This window comes from Paenarthrobacter sp. C1, from assembly GCF_049315185.1.
GTDB classification, from domain to species: domain Bacteria; phylum Actinomycetota; class Actinomycetes; order Actinomycetales; family Micrococcaceae; genus Arthrobacter; species Arthrobacter nicotinovorans.
Window position 1 is genome coordinate 4,130,757 of record NZ_CP186052.1, and the last position, 16,343, is coordinate 4,147,099.

16 protein-coding genes are annotated in these 16,343 nt (G+C 64.0%); 6 read left to right on the forward strand and 10 right to left on the reverse strand.

Going from position 1 to position 16,343, the window contains the following annotated elements; translation table 11 throughout:
• The first annotated feature begins 6 nt into the window (after positions 1-6).
• A complete protein-coding gene (locus ACNAOU_RS19300; RefSeq protein WP_035733814.1) occupies positions 7-906 on the forward strand; it encodes a sigma-70 family RNA polymerase sigma factor in 900 nt (299 codons plus the stop codon).
• Positions 907-912: 6 nt separating this feature from the next.
• Here the strand turns inward: ACNAOU_RS19300 and ACNAOU_RS19305 are convergent, their stop codons facing one another.
• The 3 genes from ACNAOU_RS19305 to ACNAOU_RS19315 form a co-directional block, all read right to left on the reverse strand.
• Complete coding sequence (locus ACNAOU_RS19305) at positions 913-2,196, reverse strand: APC family permease (RefSeq protein ID WP_422757524.1); 1,284 nt, start codon at positions 2,194-2,196, stop codon at positions 913-915.
• A 185-nt stretch (positions 2,197-2,381) separates the two neighbouring features.
• The gene (locus ACNAOU_RS19310; RefSeq protein WP_039243054.1) at positions 2,382-2,819 is read right to left on the reverse strand and encodes a hypothetical protein; all 438 of its coding nucleotides are present in this window, start codon (positions 2,817-2,819) and stop codon (positions 2,382-2,384) included.
• Between the two features lie 14 nt (positions 2,820-2,833).
• On the reverse strand, positions 2,834-4,777 hold the full coding sequence (locus tag ACNAOU_RS19315) for a primary-amine oxidase (protein WP_189076275.1): 1,944 nt from the start codon (positions 4,775-4,777) through the stop codon (positions 2,834-2,836).
• A 124-nt stretch (positions 4,778-4,901) separates the two neighbouring features.
• Here ACNAOU_RS19315 and ACNAOU_RS19320 point away from each other — a divergent pair, with 124 nt between their 5' ends.
• Entirely contained in the window at positions 4,902-5,492 is a 591-nt protein-coding gene (locus ACNAOU_RS19320; RefSeq protein ID WP_422757525.1) for a TetR/AcrR family transcriptional regulator, read from the forward strand.
• A 16-nt stretch (positions 5,493-5,508) separates the two neighbouring features.
• On the opposite strand, the gene ACNAOU_RS19325 is transcribed toward ACNAOU_RS19320, so the two are convergent.
• The gene (locus tag ACNAOU_RS19325; protein ID WP_055973146.1) at positions 5,509-6,150 is read right to left on the reverse strand and encodes a LysE family translocator; all 642 of its coding nucleotides are present in this window, start codon (positions 6,148-6,150) and stop codon (positions 5,509-5,511) included.
• A 161-nt stretch (positions 6,151-6,311) separates the two neighbouring features.
• Between ACNAOU_RS19325 and ACNAOU_RS19330 the strand changes: the two genes are divergently transcribed.
• Entirely contained in the window at positions 6,312-7,724 is a 1,413-nt protein-coding gene (locus ACNAOU_RS19330) for an aldehyde dehydrogenase family protein (RefSeq protein WP_018778235.1), read from the forward strand.
• Here ACNAOU_RS19330 and ACNAOU_RS19335 read toward each other — a convergent pair.
• Entirely contained in the window at positions 7,714-8,208 is a 495-nt protein-coding gene (locus ACNAOU_RS19335; RefSeq protein WP_064722507.1) for a MepB family protein, read from the reverse strand. The two genes, ACNAOU_RS19330 and ACNAOU_RS19335, sit on opposite strands and share 11 nt — an antisense overlap.
• A gap of 106 nt (positions 8,209-8,314) precedes the next feature.
• Here ACNAOU_RS19335 and ACNAOU_RS19340 point away from each other — a divergent pair, with 106 nt between their 5' ends.
• Positions 8,315-9,172, forward strand: coding sequence for a prephenate dehydratase (locus tag ACNAOU_RS19340; protein WP_018778233.1), 858 nt, complete (start codon positions 8,315-8,317; stop codon positions 9,170-9,172).
• Between the two features lie 21 nt (positions 9,173-9,193).
• On the opposite strand, the gene ACNAOU_RS19345 is transcribed toward ACNAOU_RS19340, so the two are convergent.
• From ACNAOU_RS19345 to arsB, 4 genes are read right to left on the reverse strand one after another with little or no spacing between them, the layout of a single operon-like run.
• On the reverse strand, positions 9,194-10,567 hold the full coding sequence (locus tag ACNAOU_RS19345) for an NAD(P)-binding domain-containing protein (protein ID WP_422757526.1): 1,374 nt from the start codon (positions 10,565-10,567) through the stop codon (positions 9,194-9,196).
• A 28-nt stretch (positions 10,568-10,595) separates the two neighbouring features.
• Positions 10,596-11,573 (reverse strand): thioredoxin-disulfide reductase, encoded by a 978-nt coding sequence (gene trxB, locus ACNAOU_RS19350; protein ID WP_018778231.1) that lies wholly within the window; start codon positions 11,571-11,573, stop codon positions 10,596-10,598.
• A 25-nt stretch (positions 11,574-11,598) separates the two neighbouring features.
• Positions 11,599-12,021, reverse strand: coding sequence for an arsenate reductase ArsC (locus ACNAOU_RS19355; protein ID WP_039243062.1), 423 nt, complete (start codon positions 12,019-12,021; stop codon positions 11,599-11,601).
• Positions 12,022-12,035: 14 nt separating this feature from the next.
• Entirely contained in the window at positions 12,036-13,136 is a 1,101-nt protein-coding gene (gene arsB, locus ACNAOU_RS19360; protein WP_422757527.1) for an ACR3 family arsenite efflux transporter, read from the reverse strand.
• Between the two features lie 110 nt (positions 13,137-13,246).
• On the opposite strand from arsB, the gene ACNAOU_RS19365 reads away from it, so the two are divergent.
• Together ACNAOU_RS19365 and ACNAOU_RS19370 are read left to right on the forward strand one after the other, a co-directional pair.
• The gene (locus tag ACNAOU_RS19365) at positions 13,247-13,603 is read left to right on the forward strand and encodes an ArsR/SmtB family transcription factor (protein ID WP_422757528.1); all 357 of its coding nucleotides are present in this window, start codon (positions 13,247-13,249) and stop codon (positions 13,601-13,603) included.
• Positions 13,604-13,662: 59 nt separating this feature from the next.
• Positions 13,663-14,145, forward strand: coding sequence for a GNAT family N-acetyltransferase (locus ACNAOU_RS19370; protein WP_422758697.1), 483 nt, complete (start codon positions 13,663-13,665; stop codon positions 14,143-14,145).
• Here the strand turns inward: ACNAOU_RS19370 and ACNAOU_RS19375 are convergent, their stop codons facing one another.
• Positions 14,146-16,320, reverse strand: coding sequence for an MMPL family transporter (locus tag ACNAOU_RS19375; RefSeq protein ID WP_422757529.1), 2,175 nt, complete (start codon positions 16,318-16,320; stop codon positions 14,146-14,148).
• Positions 16,321-16,343: the final 23 nt, after the last annotated feature.

Sequence of the window (16,343 nt, forward strand, 5' to 3'; positions counted from 1 at the left end):
GGCAGCATGACCCTTGCAGTCTCCGCCACGGCGGCGTGGCAAAGCGAACGGAACCGCCTGTTGGGGATTGCGTACCGGATGCTGGGCGACTTCGGCCACGCCGAAGACGTGGTCTCCGAGGTGGCGATCGAGGCGGTGCGCCAGGAACGGAACACCGCCTCGGGCCGCGTGGACTCCTGGCCGGCGTGGCTGACGACGGTGTGCGTGCGCCGCTCCATCGACCGGGTGCGCCAGCTCGCCGCGGTGCGGGAGGACTACACCGGGCCCTGGTTGCCCGAGCCCGTGGACAACGCTCAACTGCCCGAGGAGACGGTGGCCAACAGGGAATTGTTGTCCTTGACCCTGTTGCATCTGGCGGAGCAGCTGGCACCGGAGGCCCGGGCAGCGTTGGTACTGCACCGAGCCTTCGGGATGCCCGCTCCGGAAATCGCGGCCATCCTGGACAAGACACCCGCTGCAGTGCGCCAGATGATCTCGCGTGCAGAACGCCGCCTGGACATCGACCCCAATGCACCCGCTCCCCGCGCCAAGGACCGTGCCGTCCTGGAGAAGCTCGTGGAAGCCATCGAACAGGGCGAGATCAACACGGTTGTAGCGATGCTCCACCAGGACGCGGTGCTGTGGGCCGACGGCGGCGGCAAGGTCAAGAGCGCCATGAACCCCTTGTTCGGGTCGGCGAGGATCGCACGCTTTTTTGCGGGCATCCTGGGCAAAGCGATTGCTTTCGATCCCGTGGAGCCTGTCCGGGCATGGGTCATTGGGATCAACGGCGGAGCGGCTTTGGTGCTCAGGCACCACGGCCGTTCCGACGTCGTCGAAGTTGACGCGGGTCCCGACGGGAGCATCCGCGGGCTGCGGCAACTGTCCAACCCGGACAAGCTGACCCGGCTTTCGCAGCTTACGTAGCCCGGCTCACGATTTCACCATGCTGCGGCCGTCCACCGGCTGCGGCAGGAGGCGCCTCGACGGCCTTCGCCCGGCCAGGAACGCCGCGGCCCCCAGCCCTGCCAGTACCAGCAGCGCCCATCCGCTGAAGAGCAGAACCACAAGCATCACGACGGCGGCCACCACCACGCCGTACCAGGCTGCGGTCCGTCGCGGCAACAGCCGTACGCCCGCCGCCAGCCCGAACGCGGTGACAGCGGTGAAGCACGCGGATGCTGCTCCGATCTGGAACTCAATGCTGAGCCATCCAAGAGCAGCCAGGGCGAAGGAGATCGACGACATCACCGCCAGCGAGCACAGGCTCGCTGCCGGCACTTGGCCCGGGTCGACGCCGCGCGCAAGAGCCCGCGGCAGCACGCCGTCGGACGCCAATCTGGCACCGAGCTTACTGGCGCCTGCCACGAAAGTACTGAGCGGACCAAACGTGAGGACCGCAGCCGCGACAGCGGTCAAGGGTGCCGCCGCGGGACCGAGTCCTTTCGCCAGCAGTTCGGCCACCGGGACGCTGCTGTCCGCGAGCGCGGGCCCCAGAACGGCGACGCATGCAGCCACCAGTCCGATGTACACCACTCCAACCACCACCAAGGTCAGCCAGGTGGCGCGTTTGAGGTCCCGTTCGGGGTTGCGGAACTCCCCAGCCAGGTGCGTCACTGCTTCCCATCCCGCGAAGCAGAAGAACAGCAGACTGGCCGCCCCGCCCACAGCCCAGAAGCCATGCGGAGCAAAGGGAGTGAAGTTCTCCACACGGGCAAAGGGCGCGGCCACGGCAACTGCAAAGGCGAGCAACGCAACGAGCAGAACCATCAGGAGGAGTTGCAGCTTGCTCGAGACCCGGATCCCCACTGCGTTGCTCAGGAAGCCCGCAGCCAGGATCACCCCAGCTGCGATCAGCGCAGTCCCCCTGCCGCCTCCCATGGCATGGGCAATGTACTCCCCGCCTATCACCGCGGTAGCCGGCGCCCCGAACGGAATTGCGAAGTAGAACAGGTAGCCGGCTACTACTGAGGCCCGCTGTCCGAAAGCCCTCGTGACGAACGTTGCGATGCCCCCGGCGTCGGGCTGCTGCCTGGACATTTCGGCGAAGCTCAACGCCACCGGCGTGCAGAACACCAGGAGCAAGACCCACGCCAGGATCGACGCCGGGCCCGCCACCTGGGCGGCGATGGCCGGCAGAACCAGGACTCCCGATCCCAAGATGGCACCTACATAAATCCCGGTCGCCCTGAACAGCCCAAGGCCCGAATTACTCACAGCTCTGCTCACCTGTTCACTGAACCGTGTTCGGGGTGGATGCAGGAAGCAGGGAAACTGCCTGCTAGGACTAATATCCTGCCGAATTTTCGTGAGCCTGTTGCTTCCTGACCTTCTTTTGCCCTGGAGCGACGGAAAATCAGCCTTTTAGGGTTGGGGTTCCGTGCTTCTGGCGGCAAAGAGGGTCAGGACGCTACAGCCGCTCGACGCCTCAGGCGCGCCACCAGCGTGGCGGCGAGCAACGCCGTCGTGATTTCCAGTCCGATGACCAGCAGCAGTTGCGCTGCGCCGGACGTATCAACAACGTTCGACGACGGCCTGCCGCCGTGGGCGTGTCCGGCACCGCCCGCTCCCAGCAGCAGGACGGCGTGCAGTCCCACCATGGCGAGGGCGGAGATGGTCACTTGATGGAGCGCGCCCACCCTGCTGTGCCGCCAGATGTGGACAGTGCACGGAATGCAGACAGCGGCCAGGGCGATCATGAGGATGCCCAGCCAGGCGTCGTGGTGTCCCGAAGCCGCGAGCCAGAGATGCACGGCGCAGGAAACAGCTGTCAGTGCCGCACAGAAGCGGGGATGGAGGACGGGCCCGCGTGAACGGACCCGTCCTGCCGTCGTTGTCATGGCTTCGCGGCCCTTTAGTGGCAGTGACCGGCAGGCTCGCCGGAATCACCGGCTGCGCTGTGGCAGCTTGAGCCTGAGGTGTTGGCCGGCACGTCCAGGACTGGGCTGCGGTCGAAGAAGCCCTCGGGCCGAAGCTTGAAGCCAACGGTGTCCACGGGCATGATCGGCCAGTCCTCCACGCGCGGGAAGTGCGTGAGGCCGAAGGTGTGCCAGAGGACGATGTCCTGGCCGTCGATGTCACGGTCCTGGGCGACGTAGGCCGGGAGGCCGGCGCCGCCGGAGTGCTGGTTCACGAAATCGCCCGTGGGGTAGCGCTCCTCGTCGGCGTAGCGGGTGACCCATACGTCCTTGGTGGCGAAGGCTGCCCGTTTGGCGATGGAGGAGCCGGGATCGGCCAGCAGCGTGGGCTGGTTCTCGGAGTGGAGCTTGTAGCCGACCGGTTCACCGAGACGGTTCTTGGACTCCGGGTTGGAGATGATCCAGGTACGGCCACTGCGGGCATCGGCTTCGCGGACGGCCTCCGACTCTTTGGTGAGGAGCGTGCGCTTGCGGGAGAACGCGTTGCCGCGCTCGTTGCCTTCGCCCATGGTCTGGCGGACCACGTCTTCTTCTTCCACACGGTTGGTGAAGCCGTCGATGGCCATGTCCAGGCGGGCGCTGAAGAGGTGCTGGTGGAACGGTGCGCCGAGGCCGGGGGCCAGTTGCGAGATGTTGTCAGAGCCACCTTCCGGGAAGGCACTGGTGAACACGACGCCGGTCGCCTTCGCCTCGAACTCGATGGTGCCGTCCAGGTAGAGGTACCAGTAGAAGCCGTAGTCGTAGTTGCCGATGGTGGTGAAGAAGGAGATCACCAAGCGCCGGTTGCGGCGGGTGTAGTTGATGCCGGTCCAGAGGTCGGAGTGCTTGGACAGGATGCCCCAGTCTTCCTCGTGCATGCAGATGCCGTTGCGGATCTCGCGGGGGTTGCCGAAGGCGTCACTGATGACCGGGCTGAGATAGGTAATGTCACCCAGGCAGTCGCAGCCAAGTTCCAGCGAGTTGGCGTACTGGCCCACCAGGTATTCGCCGGTGTCGAAGTAGTTCTGCCACGACCGGATAGGCGAAGGGTCACCGTAGGGAACCACCATCTCGGCGATGGAAGCGCGATTGATGATGGGGCGCTTCTTCTCGCCGTCCTGGAAGGCAAGGTTGTGGAGGACCACTCCTTCGCGGACATCGAAGCCGACGTCCACGCTCCACTTTTCCCACTCGACATGGTTACCGCCGGTGACCGTGAAGCTCGGGCCTTCGGGCTGGGTGATGCTGATGGGTTTCTGCGTTTCCCTCAGCGGGCCTGTCAGTTCAGGATCCGTGTAGTTTCCGTGTTCTGCCGGGATGGGCATGGCTCCGAGGTCGATGACCTGGGTGACTTCCTTGTTCACGACATCGACGTACGCAACCAGCCCATCGACGGGGTGGGCCCAGGCGCTGTCCTCGGGGAAGTCCTGTACGAAGGCCAGGCCGCGGAGGATGCGGCGGCCTTTCTCTTCCGCGTACTCAAAAACACCCGCGGACAACGGAGCGACGCGAACCTTTTCCACGTCCAGGTCCCGGGCGGCAAGGGCTGCCAGCCAGCGCTCATCTGTGGCGAGGAGCGTTTCAACCACCTCGAACTCTTCTTCCAGCACGGGAAGTTCGCCGGAGACCTTGGTGTCCAGTTCCTTGGCAATGAGGATTTCGCCGCGGGTCACCGAAACCAGGACGTCCGTGGGTGCTCCGCCGGAGATGTCGTGGATGAACACGCGGAACCGGCGGTCTGCCTCTGCCTGCCCACGGGAAGGATCCACCAGTCCCAGGTAGGCGATCCGCTTTTCGGAACCAAGGTGTCCGGCGGCCCGCAGGATTGCCTGGACCTCGGAGATCTCGGCACCCGTGGCCAGGCGGTACTGGGTGGCTGTCTCAGTTGCTGTGGGCGTCATGGCTGCCTCTTGTCCGGGACCTATGATTGGGTCGGGATTTATTTTCTATAGGTGTAGAGAATAACCAAAACGTAAGATGGGTCACAAGACCTTTCCGCCAATTATTTTTCCGGGAGCCCAGCCAGTGCCAAAGATTGTGGACCACGATCAACGACGCCTCGAACTGGTGGATGCAACATGGCGGATCATCGCAAGGCTCGGCATGGAAGGCGCCACCATGCGGGAAATAGCAGAGGAAGCAGGCTTCGCCAACGGTGCCCTCAAGCCCTACTTCCCCACCAAGGACCTGCTGCTGACATCCGCTTTCGGACACGTTTTCAACCGCACCAACCAACGCATCGCCACGATGACCGACGGACTCTCAGGGGTGGCGGCCCTCCGCGCATTCTGCGCCGAAGTCCTGCCCCTGGACGAGGAACGCGTCAACGAGGCCCGCATCGTCATCCCGTTTTGGCAGAAGGCACTCAACGACGGCGACATGGCCGCCCTCCACAGCGAGTCCATGAGCCAGTGGCACACCACCATCACGGCCCACTGTGCAGCAGCCCGGGCGGCCGGAGAGATCGCCACCCCCATCGGCGACGCCGCCGTCGCCGATCACCTGCTCAACATGATGCTGGGCGCACAGATCGTGGCGGCGTTATCGCCGGACGAACACTTCTCGCAGGACCTTGAGGGGCAGTTGGACAATTACCTGGCGCTGCTTGCCGCGTAGGCAGCAGGCGGTGCCGCTAGCTCGTGGCGCCCGACGCCACCACGCCGACTCCCAGCCCGGCGATCACGCCGCTGCTGACACGCTCGACGACGGCGCTCACCTTGGGCCGCTTGAGCCACCGCATCGCTTTGAACGCCACCACGGCGATCATCGAGAGATACGCGAAGGCGATGACGGCCACCACCACGCCCAAAATGAGCGACGTGCCCATGGTGTCGCCGCCATGCGGGATGAACTGAGGAACTACCGCCAGGTAGAAGAGGCCAACCTTCGGATTGAGGAGGGTGGACAAGGCTCCGGCGCCCAAAGCCGAGAGACGACTGTACGGGAGTGGCTCGTTGGCACCCTCCCCGGCGGCAGCTGATTTGGCGGCCTTCCGCGACTTGATGAACGACGACACCCCCAGGTACAGCAAGTACAAGCCGCCGGCGATCTTGACCCAGCGGAACAGTTCCGCCGACTGCTCCAGGATGGCGGCCAAACCCACGCCCACCAATGCAGCCCAGGCAATCGCGCCCATGGCGGATCCAGCCGCTGCGGCAATGCCTGCGCTGGGTCTGTTCAATGCGATGCGCAGGACAAGGAAGGTGTCCGGGCCGGGCGTTACGGACAGGACCAGGCAGAGACCGGCGAAGGCTGCGAGGGAAGCAAGAGTCACAAGCACGATTATCAGCCACTCGGCAGCACGGGCAAAGCGTTCACTTCCCGTCAAGGGCTGTTCGTGCAAAGACAAGGCCGCGTCGCGTGATGCCAACCACACTGGAAACATCGCCGCGTGCCTCACTGGCCGCCAAGACTTACTACCCGAGCGGAGTACCAATGGAGACTTACGACGCCCTGCTGGCCTCGATTACCCCGGCCCCCGGCCAAGACCGCCGCACCATTTTCGACCCTGCGACGGGCGAGGCTGTCGGCGATGCGCCCGTTCACACCGTCGAGGACCTCCAGCATGCGGTTGATGCCGCCGCTGCCGCCCAACCTGCCTGGGCTGCCTTGGGCCACGACGCCAGGTCAGCTGCGCTCATGAAGGCAGCCGACGCCGTCGAGCGTTCCGCTGAAGAACTCGCCCAGCTGCTCTCCCGCGAGCAGGGCAAGCCGCTGAACGGCCCGAACGCCCGCTTCGAAGTCGGTGCCTGCGCCGCTTGGCTCCGCGCCACGGCCGCGACGCCGCTGGATCCCGAGACAGTAGTGGACGACGGCGAGACCCGCGCCGAGCTGCACTACCGTCCCATCGGCGTCGTGGGTGCCATTGGCCCGTGGAACTGGCCCATGATGATCACCGTGTGGCAGATCGCCCCGGCCCTGCGCATGGGCAATGCCGTGGTGGTCAAGCCTTCCGAATACACTCCGCTGTCTGTGCTGGCGTTGGCCTCCATCATCAATCAGGAACTGCCTGAAGGACTGCTGTCCGTGGTCTCCGGCGGCCGCGACGTCGGCGAAGCGCTGGCCTCGCACGACGCCATCGGCAAGGTCATGTTCACCGGCTCCACCGCCACGGGCAAGGCGATCATCCGTTCGTCGGCCGATACCGTCAAGCGGCTCACGCTGGAACTCGGCGGCAACGACGCCGGTATCGTCCTGCCGGACTCCGACCCCAAGGCCATCGCTGAAGGGCTGTTCTGGGGGGCTTTCATCAACACCGGCCAGACCTGCGCCGCCCTGAAGCGCCTGTACGTGCACGAGTCCCAGTACGAAGCCGTCTGCTCAGAGCTTGCAGCTGTTGCTGCTGCCATGCCGATGGGCAACGGTCTGGATGAGAACAACGTCCTGGGCCCGCTGCAGAACCGGCAGCAGTACGACATCGTGGCCCGCCTGGTTGAAGCCGCCCGCGATTCCGGTGCGCGCGTGTTGATCGGCGGCAACCCCGACGCCGACCAGCCCGGCAACTTCTACCCGACCACCCTGGTGGCGGACATCGATAACGACAACCCGCTGGTGGCTGAAGAACAGTTCGGACCCGCGCTGCCGATCATCAAGTACAGCACCGTTGACGAGGCCGTCGCCAAGGCGAACGCGCTCGACGTCGGACTGGGCGCCTCCGTCTGGTCATCCGACTTGGGTGCCGCCCGGGAAGTCGCCTCACGGATCCAGGCCGGCACTGTATGGATCAACAAGCACGGCGCCGTAGACCCACGCATCCCGTTCGGCGGTGCGAAGCAGTCCGGCTACGGCCTGGAATTCGGCGCCGAAGGCCTCAAGGCCCTGGGAGTGCCCCAGATCATCAACGGCTGACTCCACCGGCCGGGGCAGGCCCCGCTGCGCATGTCGACGGTAGCTCGACGAACGCAGCGGCCTGCCCGCGCTGGGTGCGCAGCGCCTGGGGATTCAGTTGAGTGCACCACGGTGGATAGACCCGGAAGCCGCGTTTGCCCTGACTCGGGCCGGAACTGACATAGCCCAGTGAGATCAACTGTTCAGGGGTGAACCGGAATACTCCGAAACGCTCACCGTCCTCCACGAAGACGAGCAGGCCTGACAACGACTCCGCCGCGGTGAACGGGCGGGTTGAACCACTGACGTCCCGCTTCCACACCGCCACAAAAGCACCCGGTTTCGTCGGCGTGATCCGCGCAGTCCGTATGCGCCACTGCTGTCCGGCGATCAACGCAACTCCGGATTCATAGTCGCTGTTCTGCTCTTCCGCGTGGACAATGCCGCTGGAATCATCAGGAACCGGCTGCCGGGCTACGAAGCGCTCAAAGGCGTGGAAGTTCACCTGTCGAACCCTACAGGCCACGAAAGCTGTTCCTCGCCCCCGCTTGTCCAGTCACAGGTTGGACGCGGTTGGGTCGCCGGACGCTCACCGTGTAACCATGAGCAGCATGGCCCAAAAGATTGCGTACCAAGGCGAGCCCGGAGCCAATTCGGATCTCGCATGTAAGGAAATGTTCCCCGAGCTTGAAAGCGTCCCATGCGCCAGCTTTGAGGACGCGTTTGAACTGGTCTCCAATGGAGACGTCGATCTGGCCATGATCCCCATCGAGAACTCCATCGCTGGACGAGTGGCCGACATCCACGTGCTGCTCCCCCAGTCGAAACTCCAGATCGTCGGCGAGTACTTCCTGCCGATCCACTTTGACCTGATGGGAATCCCAGGCAGCACCATTGAGGACGCCACCGAGGTCCACAGCCACATCCATGCGCTGGGTCAGTGCCGCAGGATTATCCGCGAAGCCGGGCTCAAGCCTGTCATTGCCGGGGACACAGCGGGATCAGCCCGCGAAGTCAGCGAGTGGAATGATCCGCGCAAACTGTCGCTGGCTCCGCCGCTTGCCGCCAAACTGTACGGACTGGACGTGCTTGCCTCCGGCGTCGAAGACAACCCAAGCAACACCACCCGCTTTGTTGTCCTGGCCCGGGAACGCGAACTTCCCACCAAGGAAGAACTCCCCGGTCCCGCAATCACCAGCTTCGTCTTCCGGGTCCGCAACGTTCCCTCAGCCCTCTACAAGGCACTGGGTGGATTCGCGACCAACGGCCTCAACATGACCCGTTTGGAAAGCTATATGGTGGGCGACGAGTTCGCGGCAACCATGTTCCTGTCCGACGTGGAGGGGCACCCCGAGGACGCCCGCCTGCGCCGTGCGCTGGAGGAATTGGAGTTCTTCACCACGGAAGTGCGCGTCCTCGGCGTCTACGCAGCAGATGCCTACAGGGAACGGAACACGGTCAGCGCCTGACCCGGTTGATAGCCAGAGCGTCTAGGCTCCGGAACGACCGTGGGCCAGCCCGGTCGGAATGCCGATGAGCACCGGCTCCGGAGCGGAGCAGCAACTGTTGGAATCATCCTCCGCAGACGCAGCGGCAACAGCAGGAACGTCACAACTGGTGCCGGCATCGGACGAACACACGCCGGTTTCCGGTAGTTCCAAGTGCACGGCGTCAGCCGCCACTCGATCCCCTGCCAGCGCCGCCGCCACCGAGCGGACCTGCTCGTAGCCCGTAGCCAACAGGAATGTGGGAGCACGGCCGTAGGACTTCATGCCCACAATGTAGAAGTCCTTCTCCGGGTGCGAAAGAACCTTGGCGCCGTGCGGCGGAACAGTGCCGCAGGAATGGAACTCGGGATCGATGAGCGGCCCCAGTTCGGTAGGCGCCTCAACAGCCGGGTCCAGGTCCAGGCGCAGCTCACGGAGCATATCCAGGTCCGGGCGGAATCCAGTACAAGGCACGACGACGTCTGCCACCAGGTCGCGTCCGTCGCCGGACTTTACGGTCACGCCGTGCTCGGCATAGGTCAGCGAGCTGATGCCAAAGCCCGTGTGGAGTTCTATCGTTCCGGCGTCGGCCAAGCGGCGAAGACGGGAGCCTAGTTGTCCGCGCGCGGGCAGTCCATCGGCATCTCCGCCACCGTAGGCTTTCTCTGCCGAGGCTCCCCGGACAGCCCAAAGAATACGTGTCCCCGGTTCTTCCTTGGCCAGTTCCGCAAGGTTGATCAAAGTATTCGCCGCGGAGTGCCCCGCACCGACCACCAGGACCCGGCGTCCAGCGAAGGTATGCCGGTCCCGCCCTGAGACGTCGGGAAGGGATGATGAGATCCTGTCAGAGGCGCGGTCCTCACCGATGGCAGGCAGGCCCGACATCCCCAGCGGGTTACGCCTTGACCATGTGCCTGAGGCATCGATGACCGCCGAAACGGCGTAGTCGCGTACCTCCCCCGCGGTATCTTGAACGCGCACAACAAAGGGGGTCTTGTCGCGGTTGCGCCCTTGGGTCTTGTCCAGGCCGCTACGGGTGACGGCGAGAACCCGGGCTCCCGTCCGGAGCCGGGAAGCGATCGCCGGGATGGCGGACAACGGGGCAAGGTAGTTGTCGATGAGTTCGCCGCCGTAGGGAAGCGCAGTCAGCCGCGGTGATTCCCAACCCGTGGGTTCAAGCAGGCGGACGGCCGCGGCGTCGAGGTTGAATCGCCATGGCGAGAACAACCGGATGTGGCGCCATTGTTCAATGGCGGCACCTGCCGTTGCTCCGGCTTCGAAGATCAGCGGGTCCAGGCCGCGCTCGAGCAGGTGGGCTGCTGCAGCCAATCCGACGGGACCCGCACCGATTATGGCGACGGGAAGGTTTTCAACCATGAGTGACTCATACCTCCATTGGTATTGCTCAGAAGTGGGTTGGCTCTTCGACCAGTGCTGTTGCGATGCTGTCCGCATCATCCAGGGCGGCCAGGTACCGTTCGGCGTCCAAGGCAGCCGCGCAGCCCGTGCCGGCCGCTGTGATGGCTTGCCGATAGCGGTGATCCACCGCGTCGCCGCATGCGAAGACACCCGACAAGTTGGTCAGCGTGGTGGGCGACTCCACCTTGATGTAGCCCTCGTCGTCGAGGTCCACCTGGCCCGCAACTAGCTCCGTGCGTGGCAGGTGGCCAATGGCAACGAAGATGCCTGTAGCTCCCTGCTCCCGGGTTTCGCCGGTACGGGTGTCCGTGAGGGTCACGCCAGTTACTTTGCTGTCGCCGTGGATCTTGGTGATGGCCGAGTTCCAGGCGAACGTGATTTTCGGATTGTCCTTGGCGCGCTGGGCCATGATGCGGGATGCCCGCAATTCACCCTTCCGGACCACCACTGTCACGGACTTGCCAAAGCGTGTGAGGAACGTGGCCTCCTCCATGGCTGAGTCCCCGCCACCAACCACGATGATGTCCTGCTCCCGGAAGAAGAAGCCGTCACAGGTGGCACACCAGGACACACCGTGCCCGCTGAGCTTCTTCTCCTCCGGGAGGCCCAGCTCCTTGTACGCGGAACCGGTGGCGAGGATGACGGCCGGAGCCTCGTGGGTCTCACCCGCCCCGGTGACCACCCGCTTGAGGTGACCTTTGAGTTCAACTTCCGTGACGTCGTCGAACACTATGCGGGCGCCGAACTTTTCGGCCTGTTCCTGGAGACCGTCCATGAGCTCGGGACCTTGGATGCCTGCCGGGAAACCGGGGAAGTTCTCCACTTCGGTGGTGTTCATCAGGGCGCCGCCGGCCGTGACTGAACCTGCCAGGACCAGGGGGTTCAGGCCTGCCCGGGCGGCATAAATGGCGGCCGTGTACCCCGCGGGGCCGGACCCGATGATGATCAATTGTTCGTTGCTCACGGGTGTCTCTCCTGTTTCTCGGGGTTTACTTGGCTGCAGGGATCAATGAGGCAATCAGGTCCTCGATACGTGTCTTGATTTCGTCGCGGATCGGGCGGACTGCGTCCAGGCCTTGGCCTGCGGGGTCTTCCAAAACCCAGTCCTCGTAGCGCTTGCCTGGAAAGTACGGGCACTCGTCGCCGCATCCCATGGTGATGACGACGTCGGACTCCTTGACCGCCTCCGTGGTGAGGACCTTTGGTATCTCGGCGGACATATCGATGCCAAGTTCAGACATGGCTTCGACGGCAGCAGGGTTGACTTTGTCCGCGGGCTGCGAACCGGCGGAGCGGACTTCGATGGCTCCGTCGGAGAGCGTCGTGAGGAATGCTGCGGCCATCTGGGAGCGTCCCGCGTTATGGACGCAGACGAACAGGACTGAAGGCTTCTTGGCGTTTTCGGTGGTCATGGTTTCCTCGAAGGTCAGGCAGCGATGGTGGTGGAAGGAAAATAGCGCTCGCGCGCCCAGAGGGCTACATACACAAGTGCAACAAGGACGGGTACTTCAATCAAGGGCCCGACGACGCCGGCGAGGGCTTGGCCCGAGGTTACGCCAAAGGTTCCGATCGCTACGGCGATGGCGAGTTCGAAGTTGTTGCCGGCGGCCGTGAAAGCGAGGGTGGTGGTTTTGGCGTAGCCGAGATTCAGCAGGCGGCCTGTCAGCATCCCGGCGCCGAACACCACCAGGAAGTAGACCAGCAACGGCAAAGCAATGCGGAGAACATCCATCGGCCGGGACATGATGGTGCCGCCCTGGAGCGCGAACAGAAGTGTGATGGTGAAAAGGAGGCCGTAGAGCGCCCACGGACCAATCCTGGGCAAGAGGACGTCTTCGTACCAGATGCGTCCTTTGGCCTTCTCGCCAATGACCCGGGTGAGGAAGCCGGCGAGCAGCGGGATACCAAGGAAGACGAGAACTGAGAGCGTGATGGCCCAGAAGGAGAAATCGGCAGCGGTGGTGGGAAGACCAAGAAGGGAGGGCAGCCACTGGAGGTAGAACCAGCCAAGGCCCCCGAATGCGACCACCTGGAAGACTGAGTTGATGAAGACAAGAACGGCCGCGGATTCACGGTCTCCGCACGCGAGGTCGTTCCAGATCATCACCATGGCGATGCAGCGTGCCAAACCCACAATGATCAAGCCCGTCCGGTATTCCGGCAGATCGGGGATGAACAACCACGCGAGCGCAAACATGAAGGCAGGGGCCAGAACCCAGTTGATCACCAGCGAGGTGACCATCAACTTGCGGTCGGCCAGCACCCGGCGTGCCTGGTCGTAGCGGACTTTGGCGAGAACCGGGTACATCATCGCCAGCAGGCCCAGGGCGATAGGCAACGAGACTTCGCCGATCTTCACGCCCTCCAGGGCGGTATTCAGCCCCGGAATGAGACCGCCCAGGAGCAAGCCCAGGACCATGGCGGCGATGATCCAGAGGGGGAGGAAACGGTCAACGGCCGAAAGCTTTCCCACGACGGCGGCGCCCTGGTTCACCTCACGGGCTGCGGTTTTCGTCGGGGTGCTCACGTGGCTCCTGATCTCGATGCCCGCTATCGACGGGGCAGAATATTGATGAACTTCGATATTGAGTATGTCCAACTATATCGATGCTTGTCAATGTATGGCACCATGGGTGTATGAAGTCCGGGCCTGTTCTTGAGTTGACACAATTAGAAGCGGAAGAGTGCTGCGAGCCGTCGGGGCCGTCGTCCATCGACGAATACGAGGCTCAGCTCCGGGCATCGGTATTCAAAGCCCTTGCGGACCCCAACCGCCTGCGCCTTTTGTCCATCGTCAAGGGTTCAGAAGGAGGCGAAGCCTGCGTTTGCGACCTCACCGGGCCCCTGAGCCTCGGCCAGCCCACAGTGTCCCACCACCTTAGAATCCTCGTGGATGCGGGCCTCCTCCACCGCGAGAAGCGCGGCACCTGGGCTTATTACTCCATGGTCCCCGGCGCGATGGAACGGACCAGCAGCCTCCTGGAAAGCCTGTGACTTTCCCAGCCGCCACCAGCCCACGCCCGCTGGACGGCGCACGGCAAGTTATACGTCCGATGACGGGACAGGACTGGCCCGGAGTGAGGGAGATCTTCACAGCCGGAATCGAGTCCGGGCACGCCACTTTCGAAGCCAATGCACCGGAATGGGAGCAATTCGACGCTTCGCGCCTGCAGGAACACCGGCTGGTTGCTGATGTGGACGGCGTGGTGCTGGGCTGGGCCGCGGTTTCGGCGGTGTCGTCCCGGGCCGCTTACGCCGGCGTCGTGGAGCATTCCATTTACGTTGCCCGGGAAGCCAGGGGCTTGGGCGTTGGGAAGAACCTCCTCCGGGCACTGATCGCCTCCACGGAGAGTGCCGGCATCTGGACCATCCAAGCCAGCGTGTTCCCCGAGAACGAAGCCAGCCTTCGGCTCCACACAGCCGAAGGCTTCGTCGTTGTCGGACGCCGGGAGCGCATCGCCCGCATGCCTGGAGGTCCCCGCGCCGGTCAGTGGCGTGACACCGTCCTGATTGAGCGCCGGTCGCGGCAGGTGTAACTACCTCCCCACCGGCGCTTCTTCCTCTTCACGGGTCCCGGCCGAAGGTGCCGAAGATTCACGGGCCAGCTTGCCCGGCCACCAGATCCTGCTGCCGATGTCATAGGCGAGCGCGGGGACCAGCAGCGAGCGGACCAGCACGGTATCCAGCAGCACGCCGAAGGCCACGATGAATGCCAGCTGCACCAGGAACATGATGGGGATGACGCCCAATGCCGCGAACGTAGCTGCCAGAACCACACCGGCGGAAGTGATGACCCCGCCAGTAACGCCCAAGCCGCGGAGGATGCCTGGGCGGGTTCCGTGCTTCAGCGACTCTTCGCGGACCCGGCTCATCAGGAAGATGTTGTAGTCCACACCCAAGGCAACAAGGAACACGAAGCCGAACAACGGCACGGTGGCATCGGCTCCGGAGAATCCGAAGAACCCGTTGAACACCCATGCCGAGACACCCATCGCGGCACCGTAGGAGAGCACTACGGAGAGCACCAGCAGCACAGGTGCTACCACGGAGCGCAGGAGGAGCATCAGGATGAAGAGGATGACCACCAGGACGATCGGAATGATGACCACGAGGTCGCGCTGGGCAGTGGTGTTGGTGTCCAGCGCTGTGGCTGTCACCCCGCCCACCAATGCCCCGGAGTCAACCTCGCGTACTGATGACCGCAATTCCTTCACGGCGTTTTCGGCTTCGATGGAGTCCGCCGCTGAGTCCAGGGTGGCGTTGATGAGGACCCGGCCGTCGCGGACGGCGGGATCGGAAGGAGTTCCCGGCGCTCCGGTAATGGGGACGTTTCCTTCGGCCAAAAGGTAGGCGTCACCAACTCCGTTGGCTGCTTTGACTTTGTCCAGGACCTGCTGCGCGGAACTTTGCGAGGCGACGACGACGGCGGGGCTGCCGCTGCCGGCGTCGAAATGGCGCGCCAAAGCTTCCTGGCCGTCGACGGCGTCGGACTTGGCCAAAATGACGTCAGTCTGCGGCACACCGTTTGCCTTCAGCTGCAACACACCTGTGGCAGCGACCAGGAGCAGCAACACCGACGCCACCCAGACAACGCGGGGACGTCGTGAAACCAGACGGCCCGTGGCGCGCCACAGACCCTTTTGCCCCTCAAGTCCGGTGACAATCTCAGGTTCGCGTTCGTCGTCGGGCAGGAGCTTGGGGCGGAAGGGCCAGAAGGCGGCACGGCCCAGCAGCGCCATCAAGGCGGGCAGGAGCGTGAGCGCGGCGAACAATGAGCAGAGAATGCCTGCCGCCGCTACGGGACCGAGTGCCTTGTTGGAATTCAGGTCTGAGAAGAGCAGGCAGAGCAGGGCGATGATCACTGTGGCACCCGAGGCGAGGATCGGCTCGAAGGACGCCTTCCAAGCTGTCAGGACTGCCTGCGTCCGGTTGCTGGTGTGGGTCAGGGCCTCACGGAAGCGGGCCACGAACAGCAGCGCGTAGTCGGTGGCCGCGCCGATCACCAGGATGGACAGGATGCCCTGGCTTTGCCCGTTGAGCTGGATCCAGCCCATCTTGGCCATGGCGAAGACCAGCAGTATTGCGGCGCACAGGGCGAACACCGAGGTGAAGAGTACCGCCAGCGGGAGCACCACCGAGCGGTAGACCAAAAGCAGGATCACGAACACGGCGCCCAAAGCGACCAACAGCAGGATGCCGTCAATGCCGCCGAATGCGTTGACCAGGTCAGCGGTCAATCCCGCGGGGCCTGTAACGAAGGCCTTCATGCCATCCGGGGCGCCCGGCTGCACGACGTCGCGCAGTTCCTTCACCACGTCCCGTATTTCATCGGTGGAAGCGATCGGAACGATATACTGGACGGCTTTTCCGTCTTCAGACGGAATAGGCCCGACGACGGCGCTCCCCAGCTTGAGTGCCTCGATATCGGTTTTCAGTTTGGCTGCTTCGCCCAGTTGGGCCGGGGTGAACGCTGCATCGTTTTCGAGGATGACCACCGCGGGGATCTCTTCGGAGTCGCGGAACTTGGCCTGCCAGTCGCCGGCTTCGGTAGCTTCGGCCCCGGCCGGGAGGAAGGAAGCCTGGTCGTTCGATGAGACCTCGTCCAAACGCCCGAAGGTAGGGCCGCCGACTCCTGCAATGCCCAGCCAGGTGATGACCAGCACCACGGGCACCAGCCAGCGTAGCCAGAACGGTACTTTCTTCGGGTTCATGAGTCCTTCTTCTGTGGGGATGC